The 16,985-nt window shown below is 73.2% G+C and carries 17 protein-coding genes; 8 read left to right on the top strand and 9 right to left on the bottom strand.

Features of this window, described 5'->3' with window-relative positions; translation table 11 throughout:
• Positions 1–69 precede the first annotated feature (69 nt).
• Together ftsH and folE are read left to right on the top strand one after the other, a co-directional pair.
• Positions 70–2,109, top strand: a complete 2,040-nt coding sequence (ftsH, locus tag UW392_RS52400) for an ATP-dependent zinc metalloprotease FtsH (protein ID WP_320782556.1) — start codon at positions 70–72, stop codon at positions 2,107–2,109.
• A 120-nt stretch (positions 2,110–2,229) separates the two neighbouring features.
• Complete coding sequence (gene folE / locus UW392_RS52395; protein ID WP_320782520.1) at positions 2,230–2,835, top strand: GTP cyclohydrolase I FolE; 606 nt, start codon at positions 2,230–2,232, stop codon at positions 2,833–2,835.
• 22 nt (positions 2,836–2,857) lie between these two features.
• On the opposite strand, the gene UW392_RS52390 is transcribed toward folE, so the two are convergent.
• The 5 genes from UW392_RS52390 to folP form a co-directional block, all read right to left on the bottom strand.
• Entirely contained in the window at positions 2,858–3,346 is a 489-nt protein-coding gene (locus UW392_RS52390) for a DUF3180 domain-containing protein (protein WP_320782519.1), read from the bottom strand.
• A 54-nt stretch (positions 3,347–3,400) separates the two neighbouring features.
• The gene (gene folK / locus UW392_RS52385) at positions 3,401–4,012 is read right to left on the bottom strand and encodes a 2-amino-4-hydroxy-6-hydroxymethyldihydropteridine diphosphokinase (protein ID WP_320782518.1); all 612 of its coding nucleotides are present in this window, start codon (positions 4,010–4,012) and stop codon (positions 3,401–3,403) included.
• Complete coding sequence (folB, locus tag UW392_RS52380; RefSeq protein ID WP_320782517.1) at positions 4,009–4,368, bottom strand: dihydroneopterin aldolase; 360 nt, start codon at positions 4,366–4,368, stop codon at positions 4,009–4,011. The genes folK and folB overlap by 4 nt, the downstream gene beginning before the upstream one ends.
• A gap of 237 nt (positions 4,369–4,605) precedes the next feature.
• Complete coding sequence (locus tag UW392_RS52375) at positions 4,606–5,112, bottom strand: nuclear transport factor 2 family protein (protein ID WP_320782516.1); 507 nt, start codon at positions 5,110–5,112, stop codon at positions 4,606–4,608.
• Entirely contained in the window at positions 5,109–5,984 is an 876-nt protein-coding gene (gene folP / locus UW392_RS52370) for a dihydropteroate synthase (RefSeq protein ID WP_320782515.1), read from the bottom strand. The genes UW392_RS52375 and folP overlap by 4 nt, the downstream gene beginning before the upstream one ends.
• 272 nt (positions 5,985–6,256) lie before the next feature.
• On the opposite strand from folP, the gene UW392_RS52365 reads away from it, so the two are divergent.
• A complete protein-coding gene (locus tag UW392_RS52365; RefSeq protein ID WP_320782514.1) occupies positions 6,257–7,576 on the top strand; it encodes a hypothetical protein in 1,320 nt (439 codons plus the stop codon).
• A 33-nt stretch (positions 7,577–7,609) separates the two neighbouring features.
• Here UW392_RS52365 and UW392_RS52360 read toward each other — a convergent pair whose 3' ends face one another.
• Positions 7,610–8,905 (bottom strand): PH domain-containing protein, encoded by a 1,296-nt coding sequence (locus tag UW392_RS52360; RefSeq protein WP_320782555.1) that lies wholly within the window; start codon positions 8,903–8,905, stop codon positions 7,610–7,612.
• 65 nt (positions 8,906–8,970) lie between these two features.
• Positions 8,971–9,591: a PH domain-containing protein gene (locus UW392_RS52355; RefSeq protein ID WP_320782513.1), complete on the bottom strand. Its 621-nt coding sequence runs from the start codon at positions 9,589–9,591 to the stop codon at positions 8,971–8,973.
• A gap of 31 nt (positions 9,592–9,622) precedes the next feature.
• Here UW392_RS52355 and UW392_RS52350 point away from each other — a divergent pair, with 31 nt between their 5' ends.
• Positions 9,623–10,774 carry an NADH-quinone oxidoreductase subunit D gene (locus UW392_RS52350; protein ID WP_320782512.1) on the top strand — a complete coding sequence of 384 codons (1,152 nt, stop codon included), beginning with the start codon at positions 9,623–9,625 and terminating at the stop codon, positions 10,772–10,774.
• Here UW392_RS52350 and UW392_RS52345 read toward each other — a convergent pair.
• Positions 10,739–11,782 carry an SAM-dependent methyltransferase gene (locus tag UW392_RS52345; protein ID WP_320782511.1) on the bottom strand — a complete coding sequence of 348 codons (1,044 nt, stop codon included), beginning with the start codon at positions 11,780–11,782 and terminating at the stop codon, positions 10,739–10,741. The genes UW392_RS52350 and UW392_RS52345 overlap by 36 nt on opposite strands.
• A gap of 199 nt (positions 11,783–11,981) precedes the next feature.
• On the opposite strand from UW392_RS52345, the gene UW392_RS52340 reads away from it, so the two are divergent.
• Positions 11,982–13,184, top strand: coding sequence for a sensor histidine kinase (locus UW392_RS52340; RefSeq protein WP_320782510.1), 1,203 nt, complete (start codon positions 11,982–11,984; stop codon positions 13,182–13,184).
• A 56-nt stretch (positions 13,185–13,240) separates the two neighbouring features.
• Positions 13,241–13,912, top strand: a complete 672-nt coding sequence (locus tag UW392_RS52335) for a response regulator transcription factor (protein ID WP_320782509.1) — start codon at positions 13,241–13,243, stop codon at positions 13,910–13,912.
• A 46-nt stretch (positions 13,913–13,958) separates the two neighbouring features.
• Here the strand turns inward: UW392_RS52335 and UW392_RS52330 are convergent, their stop codons facing one another.
• On the bottom strand, positions 13,959–15,179 hold the full coding sequence (locus UW392_RS52330) for a threonine aldolase family protein (protein WP_320782508.1): 1,221 nt from the start codon (positions 15,177–15,179) through the stop codon (positions 13,959–13,961).
• A gap of 169 nt (positions 15,180–15,348) precedes the next feature.
• On the opposite strand from UW392_RS52330, the gene UW392_RS52325 reads away from it, so the two are divergent.
• Both UW392_RS52325 and panC read left to right on the top strand, forming a co-directional pair.
• Positions 15,349–16,269 carry a Rossmann-like and DUF2520 domain-containing protein gene (locus UW392_RS52325; RefSeq protein ID WP_320782507.1) on the top strand — a complete coding sequence of 307 codons (921 nt, stop codon included), beginning with the start codon at positions 15,349–15,351 and terminating at the stop codon, positions 16,267–16,269.
• Positions 16,266–16,985 (top strand): pantoate--beta-alanine ligase (gene panC, locus UW392_RS52320; protein WP_320782506.1); only part of this gene is annotated, 720 nt, incomplete at its 3' end. The genes UW392_RS52325 and panC, both read left to right, overlap by 4 nt.

Raw genomic sequence — 16,985 nt, 5'->3', positions numbered from 1 at the left:
TACCGTCAGAAGAACTGTCTTATCAAACTCACTATGGCAGGAGGGACGGGGCGGCACCGCTCCGTGTGGATGGACGTGAAGCGATACTTCCGTGGGCCGGTCATGTGGATCGTGCTGGCCGTCCTTGCCGTGGTCGTGTTGATGCAGGTCGTCGGCTCGTCCGGCGGCTACAAGACGGTGGACACGGGCCAGGTCGTCCAGGCGATCAACCAGAACAAGGTCGAACAGGCCAAGCTGACCACCGGCGACGAGCAGACCATCAAGGTCCAGCTCAAGGACGGCGAAAAGGTCGAGGGCAGCTCGAAGATCCAGGCGAGCTACATCGGCGATCAGGGCGTGGACATCGCCAACACGCTGCAGAACAAGTACCAGGACAAGCAGATCCCCGACGGGTACACGGTCTCGCCCACCAAGCAGAACGCGTTCGTCGGAATCCTGCTCTCCCTGCTCCCCTTCGTCCTCATCGTGGTCGTCTTCCTGTTCCTGATGAATCAGATGCAGGGCGGCGGCTCCCGGGTGATGAACTTCGGGAAGTCCAAGGCCAAGCTCATCACCAAGGACACCCCGAAGACGACGTTCTCCGACGTGGCCGGGTCGGACGAGGCCGTCGAGGAGCTCCACGAGATCAAGGAGTTCCTCCAGGAGCCGGCGAAGTTCCAGGCCGTCGGCGCCAAGATCCCCAAGGGCGTCCTGCTCTACGGGCCTCCCGGCACCGGCAAGACGCTGCTCGCGCGGGCCGTCGCGGGCGAGGCGGGCGTCCCCTTCTACTCGATCTCCGGTTCCGACTTCGTCGAGATGTTCGTCGGTGTCGGCGCCTCCCGGGTGCGTGACCTCTTCGAGCAGGCCAAGGCGAACGCCCCGGCGATCGTCTTCGTCGACGAGATCGACGCGGTCGGCCGCCACCGCGGCGCCGGCCTCGGCGGCGGTCACGACGAGCGCGAGCAGACGCTGAACCAGCTCCTCGTCGAGATGGACGGCTTCGACGTCAAGGGCGGCGTGATCCTGATCGCCGCGACGAACCGGCCCGACATCCTCGACCCGGCGCTGCTGCGTCCCGGCCGTTTCGACCGGCAGATCGCCGTCGACCGTCCGGACATGCAGGGCCGTCTGGAGATCCTCAAGGTCCACCAGAAGGGCAAGCCGGTCGCGCCGGACGTCGACCTGTCGGCCGTCGCCCGCCGTACGCCCGGTATGACCGGTGCCGATCTGGCCAACGTGCTGAACGAGGCCGCCCTGCTGACGGCGCGCAGCGACCAGAAGCTGATCGACAACCACATGCTGGACGAGGCGATCGACCGAGTGGTGGCGGGACCGCAGAAGCGGACCCGGATCATGTCGGACAAGGAGAAGAAGATCACCGCGTACCACGAGGGCGGACACGCCCTGGTCGCGGCGGCCTCACCGAACTCCGACCCGGTCCACAAGATCACCATCCTCTCCCGGGGGCGTGCCCTCGGCTACACGATGGTGCTGCCGGACGAGGACAAGTACTCGACCACGCGCAACGAGATGCTCGACCAGCTCGCCTACATGCTGGGCGGCCGGGCGGCCGAGGAACTGGTCTTCCACGACCCGACCACGGGCGCCGCGAACGACATCGAGAAGGCCACCGGTCTGGCCCGCGCGATGGTCACCCAGTACGGCATGACCGAGCGCCTCGGGGCGATCAAGTTCGGTGGGGACAACACCGAGCCGTTCCTCGGGCGTGAGATGTCCCACCAGCGCGACTACTCGGAAGAGGTCGCCGCGCTCGTGGACGAAGAGGTCAAGAAGCTGATCGAGACCGCGCACAACGAGGCGTGGGAGATCCTCGTCGAGAACCGTGACGTCCTCGACAACCTGGTCCTGGCCCTCCTGGAGAAGGAGACGCTGGGCAAGGACGAGATCGCCGAGGTCTTCTCGCAGATCGTGAAGCGCCCGGCCCGGCCCGCTTGGACCGGCTCCTCACGCCGTACGCCGTCCACCCGTCCGCCGGTGCTCTCCCCCAAGGAGCTGGCGCTGACGAACGGAGCCAACGGCGCCACGGCGGCGATCACCACCGCCAAGAACACCACGACGGAGCCGGCTCCGGCTCCCGAGCGAGCCCCGGAGGACCGCCCGGAGAGCTGATCGCCCTCCCGGTGGCCCCACCAGGCCCGGAATGACTGCCGCGCCCCCCAGGTTCTAGCCTGGGGGGCGCGGCAGTCTCCTATGCCGGCAGGCAGGACAGTGACAGGAACGAGGCACCACATGACCGACCCCGTGACGCTGGACGGCGAGGGCCCCATCGGCGAGTTCGACGAGAAGCGCGCCGAGAACGCCGTACGCGAACTGCTGATCGCGGTCGGCGAGGACCCGGACCGCGAGGGCCTCAAGGAGACGCCGGCCCGGGTGGCGCGGGCGTACCAGGAGATATTCGCCGGTCTGTGGCAGAAGCCCGAGTCCGTGCTGACGACGACGTTCGACCTCGGCCACGACGAGATGGTGCTGGTCAAGGACATCGAGGTGTACTCGACCTGTGAGCACCACCTGGTCCCCTTCCGGGGTGTCGCGCACGTCGGCTACATCCCGGCCACCAGCGGCAAGATCACCGGGCTGTCCAAGCTGGCCCGTCTCGTCGACGTCTACGCCCGGCGGCCGCAGGTGCAGGAGCGGCTCACCACGCAGATCGCGGACTCCCTGATGGAGATCCTGGAGCCGCGCGGCGTGATCGTCGTCGTGGAGTGCGAGCACATGTGCATGTCGATGCGCGGCATACGCAAGCCGGGGGCGAAGACGCTGACGTCGGCGGTGCGCGGCCAGCTGCGGGACGCGGCGACCCGCGCGGAGGCCATGAGCCTCATCATGGCGCGCTGATCCGCAGGGGCCCCGAGTCGGCCTAGGCCGCCGACGCCGCGCCCGGGTGGTCGTCGTCCTCGTCCTCCGGGAGTCTGCAGACCCGCTCCAGGAAGATGGCCGCCGCTATGACGCCGAGGGCCGCCAGGACGGCGAAGCCGGCGTAGACGGCCTGGTCGCGGCGGGCGGGGATGTCGAGGGACTCCAGAAGGACCACGCCCGTGCCGCCGTACACGCCGGCGACCAGGGCGGCGACCAGGGCACTGGCCTGGCCGAAGACGACCGCGCGGGCCGCCATCAGCGGGTCGACGCCCTTGGCGCCGGGGACGCGGTCGCGCTGTGCCTTGAGGCGGGCGCGCAGGGACAGGGCCGTGGCCAGCAGGACCACGGCGATCAGCGCGAGGACGATCGGGGCGGCCAGCGGGACGCTCGGCAGTGTCCCCACCGAGTTCCACAGGCGGGCGCCGGCCCAGGACAGGACGCCGGCCACGACGAAGACGCCGGCCAGCACCCTGATGCGCAGCTCTTTCACGGTGTCCCAGATGTCCCTTCGATTCCCGCACAGTGGTCGTGTCGACCTTAACGACTACTCGGGCAGCCGGAGTTCCAGGTCGGCGCGGGGGGTGACACCGGCCCGCTCGACGCCGCCCAGCAGCTCGGCGACCGGGCCGCGGCCGGGCAGCGCCGCCCCGGGGTCGACGTCGTGCCAGGGGGCGAGGACGAAGGCACGTTCGTGGGCGTGCGGGTGGGGCAGGGTGAGCCGGGGGTCGTCGGAGACGACGTCGGCGTACGCGATGATGTCGACGTCCAGCGTGCGCGGGCCCCAGCGCTCCTCCCGCACCCGGTGGAACGCCTCCTCCACGGCGTGCGCGCGCTCCAGCAGGGAGGACGGCGGGAGGGTGGTCTTCAGGACCACGACGGCGTTGAAGTACGACGGCTGGGTGTCCGGGTCGACGCCCCACGGCTCCGTCTCGTAGACCGGGGAGACGCCTTTGACGCGGACGCCGGGGGTGTCCTCCAGCGCGTCGATGGCGCCCTGGAGGGTCTCCAGGCGGTTGCCGAGGTTGGCACCGAGGGAGATGACGGCGCGCCTGGGGTTGGACATGGTGGTGTCGGCGGCGTCGACCTGCTCGGTGACCGACGCGGGGACCGGCTGGACGGTCGGGTCGCCGGTGCCCGGGGTGAACGGGACGCTCATACTCGGCTCCGGGTGATCGTGACGGTCACGTCGTCGAAGGGGACGGTGATCGGGGCGTCCGGCTTGTGGACGCAGACCTCGACCTCCTGGACCCCTTCGTGCTTGAGGCAGACCTGGGCGATGCGCTCGGCGAGCGTCTCGACGAGGTTGACGGGCTCGCCCGAGACGACGGCCACCACCTCCTCGGCGACGATGCCGTAGTGCACGGTCTTCGTCAGGTCGTCGTCGGCCGCGGCGGGCCGGGTGTCCAGGCCCAGGACGATGTCCACGAGGAAGGTCTGGCCCTCCTCGCGCTCCTTGGGGAAGACACCGTGGTGCCCGCGGGCCTTGAGGCCGCGCAACGCGACACGATCCACGCAATCACTCCTGCAGTCGTCGGTCGGGACCGGTCGTCGCCGTGTGCGGACGGCTCGCCGGCCACAGTCGAATCTACCCGCGGCCACTGACAACACCGGGCCGCGGGGTGCCGGCGGCCGGCCGGGCGCAAGCAGGTTTCACCGCGTGTTCGCCCTGGCGGACCCGGTGGCTCACCGGCTGGTAGCCGCCCATACCCGCCGGTCGGTGATTCCAACCACACACGGGCTCCGCGGCGCTCAGGCGGGCGTCTCGTCGTCCTCGTCGTCCTCGTCGGTCTCCGCCAGGACCGGAGAGCCGTGGTGCGACCAGAGCTTCCAGCCGGAGGGCGTGCGCCGGAACACGTTGGTGGCGACCACGAGCTGCCCGACGAGCGGTCCCAGCTCGTCGCCCTCCCGCGGGGCGGGGCCGCCGCTGAGGATGTTCTCCGTGCAGGTGACCACGGCGGTGTCGCCGGTGACGGAGACGTGGGTGTCGGTGAGGAAGAACTGGATGTAGTCGGTGTTCGCCATGATCAGCGCGTACGACCGCAGGACCTCGCCGCGTCCCGTGAGCACGGGCCAGCCGGGGTGCACGCAGGAGACCACACCGCTGTCCGCGGGGTCGTGGTACGTCTCGTCGACGCCGAGGTCGGACGGGGTGAGCCAGAGGCCGCTCAGCCGCTCGAAGTCGCCCTCCTCCAGTGCCTCGTAGAAGGCGGTGTTGGCGGCCTCGACCTGTTCCACGTCGAGGTGCGGGGCGCTCACTCGGCGCCGCCCGCTCCCGCGCCCTCGATCGCGCGCGCGACCCGTACCGCGTCGGCCGTCGCGCGGACCTCGTGCACGCGGACCGCCCAGGCACCGGCCCGCGCGGCGAGCGCGGAGACGGCGGCGGTGGCGGCGTCGCGCTCCCGCGCGGGGGGCACGGCGCCGTCGGACGCGGCCAGCACCCGGCCGAGGAACCGCTTGCGGGAGGCGGCGACGAGGAGCGGGTGGCCGAGCCCGAGGAGACGGTCCAGGTGGGCCAGCAGCACCAGGTCGTGCTCGGTGTCCTTGGAGAAGCCGAGACCGGGGTCGACGACGACGCGGTCCGGGGCGATGCCGCCCGCGAGAACGGCCTCCACGCGCGCGTGCAGCTCGTCGACGACCTCGGTGACGACGTCGTCGTAGGAGCCCCGGACGTTGCCGCCCTCCAGCAGGCCGCGCCAGTGCATGACGACGAAGGAGGCGCCGGCGTCCGCGACGACCGGGATCATGCGGTCGTCGGCGAGACCGCCGCTGACGTCGTTGACGAGGGCCGCGCCGGCCGCGAGGGACCGCTCGGCGACGGAGGAGCGCATCGTGTCGACGGAGACCGTGACGCCCTCGGAGGCCAGGCCGCGCACGACCGGGACGACCCGCCGCAGCTCCTCGTCCTCGTCGACGCGGGTGGCGCCGGGCCGGGTGGACTCGCCGCCGACGTCGATGAGGTCGGCGCCCTCGGAGACCAGGTCGAGGCCGTGTTTGACGGCGGCCGTCGTGTCGAACCAGCGGCCGCCGTCGGAGAAGGAGTCGGGGGTGACGTTGACGACCCCCATGACCGCGCAGCGGTCCCATGCGGTGAGTCCCGCCACGTGGCGGCGGCCGGTCTGCTTGCTCATGTCTTCAGCCTAGGCCCCGGGCCCGGCGAGCCACTTCTTCGGGCCGCTTCGGCGGTCTCCGCGAACGTGAGTGCGTGAGCGCGCGGGGGCCTGAGTACGGGGGAGGGAGCCGTTATACGGGCGGGAGCGATCTCCTTAGCGGTGGACCTAGCAGGAAATGATCTTGTTTTATCGGCGCGTTTTTCCTGATGGCCTGTGAACACTTACGGGACTGCTGTCTTTTTGCGGGGTCGAGGCGTCAAGAAACGCCTACGCGCGGTAAGTTTCTGGCCATGCCACGTGGACGTCACCGTCATTCCCCGCCTCTGCACAGGCTGCTTCCCCCGTCGGCGATCGCAGGCGTCTCCGTCGTCTGCGCCGTAGGCCCCTGGGTGTTCGGCGAGGCGACCGTGCTCCGCGCGCTGGCCGCCGCCGCCGCGGCGACCGCGGTCGTCGGCGCGGTCGTCATGCGCCACTGGGACGTCCAGGCGGGCCGGCAGGTCGCCGACCTCACGCGCGCGCGGGCGAGCGACGAGTGGCGCTTCGAGGAGCGCGTCGCCGAGCTGGAGTCCGACCTGGAGGAGTCGCGCGAACTCCGCGCCAAGCTGGAGCAGCGGCTGCGCGCCAAGCGCGCGGAACTGGCGGGACTGCGCAACGAGCACGCCTCCCTGCTGCGCCGGTACGCCACGGCGGAGACCGAGCGCGCCAGCGCCCTGGAGGGACGCCGGCGGCTGGAGCTGGAGGCCGCCCCCACGCCCGCGCTGCCCGCCGCGCGCACGGCGCCGGACACGCGCCCGGAGGACCCGGAGGAGCGGTCGGAGGAGCGGTCGGGCACGGACGTGGCGAAGGGCGACACCGACGCTCCCGCGGTCTTCTCGCCGGAGGGGTCGCGGCTGTTCCTGCGGGCGAGCACGGCGCTGGCGCGGCTGGACGCCGAAGGCGCGGATGACGCCGAGGTCGTCGTGGAGACCGAGGATGTCGGTCACACCGAGGACGCCGAGGACGCCGAGGACGCCAAGTTCGACGCGGACGGCGACACAGACGGCGTGGACGGGGTGGACGCCGTGGACGGTGCAGGCAGCAGCGCTGACGTCGCCGATGCCGATGAGGACGGCGGCGACGGGGACGGCGGTGGCGGTGGCGGTCCGGAGGCCGACGCGGCGGCCGGGCCCGGTCAGGAGGACGAGGTCCCCGGCCCCCCGTCCGGTGACGGCGGGCACGAGCGCGCGCCCGCCGCGTCCGAGCCGGTGCAGCCGAACCAGCCCACGCGGCGGGCGTCCGGCCACTTCACCGTGCCGACCGCCGTGGCCGTCGTGCCGGCGGCGGCCCCCGCGCGGCGTCCGGCGACCGAGGGCGGCTTCGACTTCTTCGGCAACAAGAAGCCGGACGTGCCGGGTACCGGGACGGACGCCGGTGCCCTGGCGACCGTGCAGAACGAGGACCTCGCCGACGTGGTCGGCCAGGAGGCGCTCGCGCTGCACAAGGCCGAGGCGGAGTCCGGGTTCAAGCCGGCCGACGAGGACGCCCGGGGCGTCGGCCAGGTGATCGACCTGACGGCGCACGACGAGACCGAGCAGATCGACCTGGAGGGCCTGCGCAGCGCGGTCTCCTGAACCGCACCGCCGCACCCCGGCCGGTCAGCCCCGTCAGCCCCCGGCCATCCACCGGTCGGGCCGCGCGCCGCGCCGTCCGGTCCTGGACCGCTCGGCCTGGGCCCGCAGCAGCTCCGCCGCCTCCGTGGCGTCCCGCTGCCACGCCGTGACGGTCTTGCCGGCCCCCGTGTCCACGCGGACGTTCGCGAGCCCCAGGGCGCGCTGCCAGGGCCCCTGCGTCAGCCGGACGCTCTGCACCTTGGCGTGCGGCACCAGGGCCAGTCCGCGCCGCAGCAGTCCGTGCCGGGCGGCGAACACCTCGTCGGTGACGGTGAGCCCGTAGCCGCGCCACCACAGCGGTACGCGGCGCCCGGCCCGGCGCGGCGGGCGCTCGGCCGCCCCGCGCGGCGGCAGGGTCACTCCGGGGAGCACGTGCGCGACGACGGACGCGGCGATCTCCCGGGTGGCGACGGGCACCAGGACGGAGTTGGACGACCCGGCCACGTCGAGTTCGATCCGGACCCAGCCGCGCCGCCGCCACAGCAGCGGTTCGACGACCCGTACGGTCTGCACCCGCCCCGGCGGCACGGTCTCGTGGGTGCGGTCCAGCAGGCCGTGGTCGATGCGGAGGCCGTCGGGTGACTCGGCGACGGTCCAGTCGTACTCGCCGACGAACCGTCCCACGCTGCTCGCGCCCGCGCCGCCCAGCAGCGGGACGGCGGTCGCGACGACCGTCCACAGGCTGTGGGTGGCGAGCCACAGCAGCGTCGGTACGACGACGGCGGCGAGCAGCGTGCCCCAGGTCGCGCCGGTGAGCAGCAGGGAGACGGCGATGACGCCGGGCGGCACGCGCAGCAGTTGCCGGGCGGGGGCCTCGCCGACCTCGGAGGCCGTCTCGGGCGCGAAACCGGCCGCCCTGGCGAGCAGTTCCGCGCGCAGCGCACGCGCGTGGTCGGCGCCGAGGAAGGCCAGCTCGTCCTTCTTGTCGACGCCTATGACGTCGAGCCGGAGCTTGGCGACGCCCGTGACCCGGGCGAGCAGCGGCTGGGTGACGTCGATGGCCTGGATGCGTTCGAGACGGATGTGCGCGGTGCGGCGGAAGAGCAGGCCGGTACGGATGCGCAGTTCGGTGCGGGTGACCGCGTAGTGGGTGTACCACCAGGTCAGAAAGCCGTAGAGGGCGGCGGCCGGGATGAGGACGGCGAGGCCGATCAGGAGGGTGCCGGTGGTGAGGCGGGTGAGCTGGCGCTGTGCCTGGTCGGGGTCGTGCACGGCCCAGCCGACCAGGACGGCGACCGGGGCCCAGGCGCGCCGCAGCGGGGTGACGGGGTGCAGCCGCCGCTCGACGATCTCCTGTTCGGCGGCGGGGGCGCCGTTCTCGGTGGCGGGTACGCCGTTCTCGGCGCCGGTCGCGGTCACAGCCCCGCCGACCTGGCCTCGCCCAGCTCGGTGAGCCGGTCGCGCAGGCGTTCGGCCTCGGCCGGGTCGAGGCCGGGGAGGGTGGCGTCGGTCGCCGCGGCGGCCGTGTGCAGTTGCACGCTGGCCAGCCCGAAGTGCCGTTCGACGGGCCCGGAGGTCACCTCGACCAGCTGCATCCGCCCGTACGGTACGACCGTCTCCTCCCGCCACAGCACGCCGCGGCTGAGCAGCAGGTCGTCGGCGCGCTCGGCGTAGCGCCAGGAGCGCCAGTTGCGCTCCAGCATCACCCAGCCCCAGGCCAGCAGGGCCAGGGGGAGCAGGGCGAGGGCGGCCCAGGCGGGGGCGGCGAAGAGCCAGAGGAGCACGCCGGTGGCGAGGGTCAGCAGGCCCAGCCAGACCGTCAGCAGCAGCCGTCGCATCCGCAGCAGACCGCGGGGCAGCCCGGTCCACACCGGCTCGTCCCCGTCCGCCGCCGCAGCCGTGCTCGCGGCCGTCACCGCGTCCGTCGTGCCCGGGTCCGTCGTGCCCGCGGACGTCCTGCCCGTCGTCGTACCGGCCGTCCCGGCGGTCCCGGAGGTCGCCGCCGTTCCCGAAGTGTCCGGGCTCCCCGTCTCCATGAGCCCAGCGTACGTAGGGGAGACTGGGTTCATGACTCCCACGACGGAGACCATGGTCGGAATCGGCGGCGCCGCGGAGAGCACCGACATGGTGCTCAACATCGGGCCGCAGCACCCGTCGACCCACGGGGTGCTGCGCCTGAAGCTCGTCCTGGACGGCGAGCGGATCCTCCGCGCGGAGCCCGTGATCGGCTATATGCACCGGGGCGCGGAGAAGCTCTTCGAGGCGCGCGACTACCGGCAGATCATCATGCTCGCCAACCGCCACGACTGGCTGTCGGCGTTCTCCAACGAGCTGGGCGTGGTCCTCGCCGTCGAGCGGATGCTCGGCATGGAGGTCCCCCCGCGCGCGGTGTGGCTGCGCACGCTGCTGGCGGAGCTGAACCGGGTGCTGAACCACCTGATGTTCCTCGGCTCCTATCCGCTGGAGCTGGGCGGCATCACGCCGATGTTCTACGCCTTCCGGGAGCGCGAGGCGCTGCAGAACGTCATGGAGGAGGTCTCCGGCGGGCGGATGCACTACATGTTCAACCGGGTCGGCGGCCTCAAGGAGGACCTGCCGGCCGGCTGGACCGCACGCGCGCGTGGCGCCGTCGCCGCCGTGCGCTCGCGCATGGACGTCTTCGACGACCTGGTGCTCGGCAACGAGATCTTCCGCGGGCGCACCCGCGCGGTGGGCGTCCTGTCGCCCGAGGCCGTGCACGCCTACGGGGTGAGCGGGCCGATCGGGCGTGCCTCGGGCGTCGACTTCGACCTGCGCCGCGACGAGCCGTACCTGGCCTACGGCGAACTGCGGGACACCCTGAAGGTCGTCACGCGCGCGGAGGGCGACTGCCTCGCCCGCTTCGAGTGCCTGCTGGAGCAGACGCACAACGCCCTCGACCTCGCCGACGCCTGTCTGGACCGGGTCGCCGAGCTGCCGCCCGGCCCGGTCAACCAGCGGCTCCCGAAGGTGCTGAAGGCACCCGAGGGGCACACCTACGCCTGGACCGAGAACCCGCTCGGCATCAACGGCTACTACCTGGTCAGCAAGGGCGAGAAGACGCCGTACCGGCTGAAGCTGCGCTCGGCGTCGTACAACAACATCCAGGCGCTCACCGAGCTGCTGCCCGGGACACTGGTCGCGGACATGGTGGCGATCCTCGGGTCACTGTTCTTCGTGGTCGGGGACATCGACAAGTAGCGCGCGGGCGTCCGTGCCGACGGGCTGGAGCAGCCAGGCAAAGCCGCCGAGGCCGTCCGGCGCGGTCAGTTCGGCGGCCTCGCCGGCGCCCGCGAGCGCGCGGACGTAGGCGGCCGGGTCGGTGGACGCCAGCGTCAGCGGGGGGCGTGCGCCGGAGAGGCCGAGGGAGTGCAGGGCGGCGCGTTGGCGCACGATGCGGGCGCCGGGACGCGCGCACGCCGTCGCGCACGCGTCCAGTGCGACATGGGCCGTGACGTCGCACGACCCGTCGGGCACGGGCCGGACCTCCCGGCCCTCCCGGAAGCCCGTCAGCGTCCCGTACGGGGGCCGGTCGGCGGCCGTGTGCGCGTAGTCGACGGCCACGGCGAGTCCCCGGTCCAGGCCCGCCACGGCGGACGCCCAGGCCGTGTCCCGGAGGACTCCGCTCTCGGCGCGCCGCCCCTCCTCGGCGGGCAGGGGCCACCAGCGCGCCAGCCACTCGGCGTCCGCGCCGCCGACCGGCCCGCCGAGCCGCTCGGTGCCGTCGGCCCGCACCAGGACGCGGCGCGCCACGCCCTCGGCGTCCACCTCCGCGACCTCCACCGGCACGTTGTCCAGCCACTCGTTGGCGAAGAGCAGCCCCGTGACGCCGCGCGGGGGCTCGGCGAGCCATTCGATCCGTTCGTCGAGGCCCGCCGGGCGGCCGGCGACCTCGACGGCGCGGACGCGGGTGCGGGCGGCGACAGCGGGGGGCAACGCGGCGAGGACCCCGGCGGCCAGTTCGCCGCGCCCGGCCGCCATGTCGACGAAGGTCAGCTCCGCGGGGTGGCCCAGCTCCGTGTCGACCCGGCCGAGCAGCCGGGCCACGGCGGCGGCGAACAGCGGCGACGCGTGCACGGACGTACGGAAGTGACCGGCCGGTCCCCGCGCGGCGGCCGGGGTGCGGGAGCTGTCGCGGTAGAAGCCTTCGGGTCCGTACAGCGCGATCTCCATCGCGTCCCGCCAGCCACACCAGTCGCCAGTCGTCATTGCTGTCACTGCTGTCACTGCCGTTCCCGTCGCCGTTCCCTCGTCCTGCCCGCCGTCATCGGCTCAGGCTAGGGCCCGTCGCGCTGTACAGGGGGCGTGCGGGCGCACACGGCATCCACCTTGCGGAGTACGCGCGCCCGCTTGGGATCGACCCTCCGGTTGACCCCTGCACCTATCGCGCTTCCATACGCTGGGTTGCGTGCAGCGCCTCTACGATTTCCTCCGCAGGCACCCGACCGGGGTCGACGTCTTCTGGGCCCTCGTCCTGCTCGCGGTCTCCGTGGCGACCATGGGCGCGGCGATGAGCGGCGACGGAACCGGCTCACCGGTGCTGATCGGTGCGTTCTCCGCCCTGCTCTGCCTGGTGGTCGCGCTGCGCCGCCGGATGCCGGAGAAGATGCTGGTGCTGGCCGTCGTCCTCGGCCTGGGCCAGCTGCTGCTGGACGTCTCCACGATGGCCGCCGACTTCGCCATGCTGGTGATCGTCTACACGGTGGCCGCGACGGGCGCCCGCTGGGCCTCCCGCCTCGCGCTCGCCACCAGCCTGTGCGCGGCGGCCACGGCGCAGCTGCGCTGGCCCGGCCAGGAACTGAACGTCGCGACCCAGGTCGCCGTGACGGTCTTCCAGACGGTGCCGTTCGCGCTGGCCTGGGTGCTCGGCGACTCCATCCGCACCCGCCGCGCGTACTTCGCGCAGCTGGAGGAGCGCAACGCCCGGCTGGAGAAGGAGCGCGAGGCGCAGGCCAAGGTGGCGGTGGCCGCCGAGCGCGCCCGGATCGCGCGGGAGCTGCACGACGTCGTCGCGCACAACGTCTCGGTGATGGTGGTGCAGGCCGACGGCGCCGCCTACGTCCTGGACGCGGCGCCCGACCAGGCGAAGATGGCCCTGGAGACCATCTCCTCCACCGGCCGCCAGGCCCTCGCCGAGATGCGCCGTCTGCTCGGCGTGCTGCGCACCGGCGAGCACCAGGAGGCCGGGGAGTACGTCCCGCAGCCCGACGTCCAGCAGATCGAGCACCTGGTGCAGGAGTGCCGCGGCTCCGGACTGCCCGTCGACTTCGAGGTCGAGGGCACCCCGCGGCCGCTGCCCAGCGGCGTGGAGCTGACCGCGTACCGCATCGTGCAGGAGGCGCTGACCAACACCCGCAAGCACGGCGGCCCGAACGCGGGCGCGAGCGTACGGCTGGTCTACTTCGACGACGGGCTCGGCCTGCTCGTGGAGGACGACGGCAAGGGCGCGCCGCACGAGCTGTACGAGGAGGGCGGGCTCGACGGGCAGGGCCACGGCCTCATCGGCATGCGGGAGCGGGTCGGCATGGTGGGCGGCACGCTGGACGCCGGTCCGCGTCCCGGCGGAGGATTCCGCATCAGTGTGCTGCTGCCCCTGAAAGCCGCGCACTGACGACCGCCCACCGAGTCCCGAACCGACCCGGCACCGAAGGAAACGAGAAGAGACCCATGGCGATCCGCGTGATGCTCGTCGACGACCAGGTGCTGCTGCGCACCGGGTTCCGGATGGTGCTCGCCGCCCAGCCGGACATGGAGGTCGTCGCGGAGGCGGGCGACGGCGTCGAGGCGCTCCAGGTGCTGCGCGCCACCGCCGTGGACGTCGTCCTGATGGACGTCCGCATGCCCAAGCTCGACGGGGTCGAGGCCACCCGCAGGATCTGCGCCGAGCCCGGCGCGCCCAAGGTGCTCATCCTGACCACCTTCGACCTCGACGAGTACGCGTTCTCGGCGCTGAAGGCCGGCGCGTCCGGGTTCATGCTCAAGGACGTGCCGCCCGGCGAACTCCTCACCGCCATCCGCTCCGTGCACAGCGGTGACGCCGTGGTCGCCCCGTCTACCACCCGGCGGCTCCTGGACCGCTTCGCGCCGATGCTGCCGAGCGGCGGCCAGGAGCCGGGCCACACCGCGCTCCAGCGGCTCACCGACCGCGAACGCGAGGTGATGGTGCTCGTGGCGCAGGGACTGTCCAACGGCGAGATCGCGGCCCGGCTCGTCCTCTCCGAGGCGACCGTGAAGACCCACGTGGGCCGCATCCTCACCAAGCTGGCCCTGCGGGACCGGGTGCAGGTGGTGGTCCTGGCGTACGAGACGGGGCTGGTACGGGCGGGCGGACGCGGCTGAGCGGGGCCCGCTCCCTGCGCGTCGCTGGGCGAGTCGGGCCCGTCTCCTACGCGAGCCGTGTGACGAAGTCGGCGACCGCCTCCCGTACGTCCGCCTCCGTCCAGGTCAGTCCCTCCGCGCTCACCGTCACCTCCGTCATCGCCAGCCCCGGGCCCCGGGAGTCCCAGTGGTCGGCGAAGAGCAGGGTGCCCGTCTCCTCGGCCTGGCGGACCGACGCCTCGGCGGCGGTCTCCGCGTCGCAGGGCAGCCAGACCTGGAACTGGTGGGTGTGCGGCACCTCCGGGTGCACCCGCGCCCACGCCGTGCCGCCCGCGGCGAACCCTGCCGTCAGCGCGGCGGCCACCACGCGCGCGTGCGCCACGTACTCCGGCAGCCGGGGCAGCTCGTGCTCCAGCCCGGCCAGCGCCGACAGGGCCGTCGGGAACTGCTGGAAGACCGCGCCGCCGTAGCGGTGCCGCCAGGTCCGGGCCTCCTCCACCAGCGTGCCGGGACCGGCGAGCGCGGCGCCGCCGAAACCGTCGAGCGACTTGTAGAACGACACGTAGACGCTGTCCGCGAGGCCCGCGATCTCGTGCGCCGGCCGGCCGAAGTGCGTGGTGGTCTCCCACAGGCGGGCCCCGTCGAAGTGGACCACGGCGTCCCGTTCGCGGGCGGCCGCGACCAGGTCGGTCAGCTCCTCCCAGGACGGCAGCAGATACCCGGCGTCCCGCAGCGGCAGCTCCACCGTCAGCGTGCCGAACGGCTCCTCGAAGTCGCGCACCTCCGCCGCCGTGAAGTGCCGGGGCGCGCCGGTCAGCCGTACCGGACGCAGACCGCTGACCTGGCTCAGCGCGTTCCGCTCGTGCACCTCGGGGTGGGACAGGCCGTGCAGCGCCACCGCCGGGCTGCCCGTACGGCCCGCCCAGCAGCGCAGGGCGACCTGCTGGGCCATCGTGCCCGTCGGGAAGAAGACGGCGGCCTCCGTGCCGAGCAGGGCGGCGACCCGCTCCTCCAGGGCCGTGACGACGCCGTTGCCGTACAGGTCGCCGGGCTCGTCCAGGTCGTACAGCTCCCCGGCGCCGTCCAGCAGGGCCAGGCGCTGCCCGAGCGGCGCCAGGTAGCCGGGGCGGGAGAGCACCCGCCGCGCGCCGCGGCGGGCGGCGGCACGGCGCTTCCTGGCCTCCTGCTCGGCACCGCGTCCGTCGCGCCGTTCGGCGTCAAGCCCGTCGCGACGATCGTCGTGGCGTCCGGCGTACTGCCCGTCGTGCTTCTCGGCGTCATCAGTCATGTCGCCGATCATGCAGGGTGGCCCGCGCCGCGGATGAACCGGCCGTCCCGTGGAAACCCACAGCCTGTGGACGAACCACCGCCCCGGCAGCCGATCGCGTTAACATGACGAGAAATCGTCCGGTACCCGCGGCGGACCGGAACGGCTGGAACGGGAAGGCCATCCCCGCGTGAACACAACCCCATCGCCCGATCCGCAGGACCGCCCCGCGCGGCTCACCGTCGGTGTCGTCGGCGCCGGCCGCGTGGGCCCCGCGCTCGCCGCGTCCCTCCAGCTCGCGGGCCACCGCCCGGTCGCCGCCTCCGGGGTCTCCGACGCCTCCCGGCGGCGCGCTGCGGCACTCCTGCCCGACGTCCCCCTGGTGACGCCCGCCGAGGTGCTGGAGCGGGCGGAGCTGGTGCTGCTGACCGTCCCCGACGACGCCCTGCCGGGCCTGGTGTCGGGGCTCGCCGAGACCGGCGCGGTGCGGCCGGGCCAACTGCTCGCGCACACCTCCGGACGGTTCGGCACGCGCGTACTGGACCCCGCGCTGCGGGCCGGCGCCCTGCCGCTCGCCCTGCACCCCGCGATGACCTTCACCGGCACCCCCGTCGACGTGCAGCGGCTGGCCGGCTGCTCCTTCGGCGTCACCGCCCCCGAGGAGCTGCGGCTCGCGGCCGAGGCCCTGGTCATCGAGATGGGCGGCGAACCCGAGTGGATCGACGAGGAGAAGCGCCCGCTGTACCACGCGGCGCTCGCCCTCGGCGCCAACCACCTGGTCACGCTGGTCGCCCAGTCCATGGAGCTGCTGCGCACCGCCGGGGTCGGCGCGCCCGACCGGATGCTCGGCCCGCTGCTGGGCGCCGCCCTCGACAACGCCCTGCGCTCCGGTGACGCGGCCCTGACCGGTCCCGTCGCGCGCGGGGACGCCGGTACGGTCGCCGCGCACGTCGAGCAGTTGCGCGCGCACGCCCCGGCGGCCGTCGCCGGATACCTCGCCATGGCGCGCGCCACCGCCGACCGCGCGCTCGCGAACGGCCTGCTGGAACCGTCGGCCGCCGAAGACCTGCTCGGCGTCCTCGCCGAGGGCACCGAAGGGAACGCCCGATGACCGCCGTCCTGCTGCACACCGCCGACGAACTGCACGCGCGCGTACGGCACGGCCGCCGGGCCGTGGTGATGACCATGGGCGCCCTGCACGAGGGACACGCCACCCTGGTCCGCGCCGCGCGCGCCGCGGCCGGCCCGGACGGCGAGGTCGTCGTCACCGTCTTCGTCAACCCGCTCCAGTTCGGCGCGGGGGAGGACCTCGACCGCTACCCGCGCACCCTCGACGCCGACGTGGCGCTCGCCGGGGCGGCCGGCGCCGACGTCGTCTTCGCCCCGTCCGTCGAGGAGGTCTACCCGGGCGGCGAGCCCGAGGTGCGGATCACCGCCGGTCCCATGGGCGAACGCCTTGAGGGCTCCTCCCGGCCCGGCCACTTCGACGGCATGCTCACCGTCGTCGCCAAACTGCTGCACCTCACCCGTCCCGACGCGTCCTTCTTCGGGCAGAAGGACGCCCAGCAGCTGGCGCTGGTCCGCCGCATGGTCCGGGACCTGAACTTCGGCATCGAGATCGTCGGCGTCCCCACCGTCCGCGAGGAGGACGGCCTCGCCCTCTCCAGCCGCAACCGCTACCTGTCGCCCGCCGAGCGCCGCACCGCGCTCGCCCTGTCCCAGGCGCTGTTCTCGGGCCGCGACCGGCACGCCGCCCAGGAGGCGCTGCGCGCGCGGGCCCGGGAGGTGCCCGCCACCGAGGCGCGCGCCGAGGCGGAGCGGCTCACC

This window comes from Streptomyces sp. CRN 30, assembly GCF_034105845.1.
Note: the sequence above shows the minus strand (reverse complement) of the source record. Positions and strands in the feature narration are given on the sequence as shown.

Excerpts from the sequence above, each read along its gene's own strand:
- UW392_RS52355 (WP_320782513.1), bottom strand. The coding sequence starts at position 9,591 with ATGGAGACGGGGAGCCCGGACACTTCGGGAACGGCGGCGACCTCCGGG.
- UW392_RS52365 (WP_320782514.1), top strand. The coding sequence starts at position 6,257 with ATGCCACGTGGACGTCACCGTCATTCCCCGCCTCTGCACAGGCTGCTT.
- UW392_RS52335 (WP_320782509.1), top strand. The coding sequence starts at position 13,241 with ATGGCGATCCGCGTGATGCTCGTCGACGACCAGGTGCTGCTGCGCACC.
- UW392_RS52330 (WP_320782508.1), bottom strand. The coding sequence starts at position 15,179 with ATGACTGATGACGCCGAGAAGCACGACGGGCAGTACGCCGGACGCCAC.
- ftsH (WP_320782556.1), top strand. The coding sequence starts at position 70 with ATGGACGTGAAGCGATACTTCCGTGGGCCGGTCATGTGGATCGTGCTG.
- folP (WP_320782515.1), bottom strand. The coding sequence starts at position 5,984 with ATGAGCAAGCAGACCGGCCGCCGCCACGTGGCGGGACTCACCGCATGG.
- UW392_RS52350 (WP_320782512.1), top strand. The coding sequence starts at position 9,623 with ATGACTCCCACGACGGAGACCATGGTCGGAATCGGCGGCGCCGCGGAG.
- folE (WP_320782520.1), top strand. The coding sequence starts at position 2,230 with ATGACCGACCCCGTGACGCTGGACGGCGAGGGCCCCATCGGCGAGTTC.
- UW392_RS52345 (WP_320782511.1), bottom strand. The coding sequence starts at position 11,782 with ATGACGACTGGCGACTGGTGTGGCTGGCGGGACGCGATGGAGATCGCG.
- folK (WP_320782518.1), bottom strand. The coding sequence starts at position 4,012 with ATGAGCGTCCCGTTCACCCCGGGCACCGGCGACCCGACCGTCCAGCCG.